At 76.8% G+C, this 923-nt stretch carries 1 pseudogene; it reads right to left on the reverse strand.

Annotated elements, in window-relative coordinates:
* Positions 1 to 923, reverse strand: a pseudogene (locus tag G5C65_RS37770) (type I polyketide synthase); the annotation flags it as partial.

Below are 923 nucleotides of genomic sequence, written 5' to 3' on the forward strand. Positions count from 1 at the left end.
CCCCAGCGGTGGGGGTGTTCCAGGGCCGCGACCCGGCCCAGGCCCCAGGTCTGGGCCTGTGCGGGGCTGGTGAGGGGGTCGGTGGCGGAGACCGCCACCGCGCCCTGCGTCAGACACCACAGCGGCGCGTCGAGACCGGCCTCGTCGAGCGCCTGGAGCAGCACGGTCGTGGCGGCCAGCCCTCCCGGGAGCTCCGGGTGTCCGGGGTGGGCGGTCTCGTCCAGCGGTAGGAGGCTGAGTATCCCGGCCGGGGCCGTCCCGGCGGTCGCCTCCCTCAGCTGCCGGGCCAGCGCCTCGCGGCCGGGGCCGGCGGTGCTGACGGACTGGAGCAGCGGCTCCGCGCCGTGCTCGCTGAGCGCACGGAGAGCGGTACGGACGGCGGGATGGTCGACGGGATGGTCGGCGCCCTCCCCGTCGGCGGGGGCGAGCACCAGCCAGGTGCCCTGCAGCGCGGGCCGCGCCGGCTCGGGCAGCCGCAGCCAGGCGCTCTGGTAGCGCCAGGAGGCGAGGACGCTCCGCTCGCGGTCCTGGCGGAGCCAGGCCGACAGGGTCGGCAGCAGCTCACCGAGCACGGGCCGCTGCTCGGCCGGGGAGCCGAGGGTGCGGGACAGGGCCTCCACGTCCTCGCGCTCCACGGCGTCCCAGAACGCGGTGTCGTTCCCGTCCCCGTGCCCGCCGGAGGCGGAGGTCGGGGTTCCGGGGTCCGGTGTCAGCCAGTAGCGCTCCCGCTGGAAGGCGTAGGTCGGCAGGTCCACCGGCTGGGGAGCCGGATCGACCGGGAACCAGGGCGCCCAGTCGACCGCGGTGCCGCTGGTGTGGAGCTGGGCCAGCGCCCGGGTGAACGCCTGGACGTCGGGCTGCTTGCGGCTGAGCACGGCCGTCGCCAGCCGCGCCGGTTCGTCGGCTGTGGCGTTGTGCCGGAG

The organism is Streptomyces boncukensis, from assembly GCF_011045075.1.
In the GTDB taxonomy this organism is placed as follows: domain Bacteria; phylum Actinomycetota; class Actinomycetes; order Streptomycetales; family Streptomycetaceae; genus Streptomyces; species Streptomyces boncukensis.